Raw genomic sequence first — 248 nt, 5'->3', positions numbered from 1 at the left:
CGGCCATCGGGATGCCCATCTCGCTGCACAGGTGCTCGTCCCACTCCAGGGTCTTGATGTTGAAGATCATGGAGCGGGAGGCGTTGCTGTAGTCGGTCAGGTGGCTCTTGCCGCCGGTGAGGTTCCAGATCAGCCAGGTGTCGATCGTGCCGAAGGCGATCTCGCCGCGCTCGGCCCGCTCCCGGCTTCCGGGGACGGCGTCGAAGACGAACGGGATCTTGGACGCCGAGAAGTAGGCGTCGATGACG

General features: G+C 64.9%; 1 protein-coding gene. It reads right to left on the bottom strand.

Going from position 1 to position 248, the window contains the following annotated elements:
- Nucleotides 1–248: FGGY family carbohydrate kinase (locus BN358_RS23640; protein WP_255346895.1), on the bottom strand; the 248-nt coding region annotated here is incomplete at both ends.

Source organism: Sedimentibacter sp. B4, from assembly GCF_000309315.1.
Lineage (GTDB): Bacteria > Bacillota > Clostridia > Tissierellales > Sedimentibacteraceae > Sedimentibacter > Sedimentibacter saalensis.
This window is presented reverse-complemented; position numbering and strand designations above follow the sequence as displayed.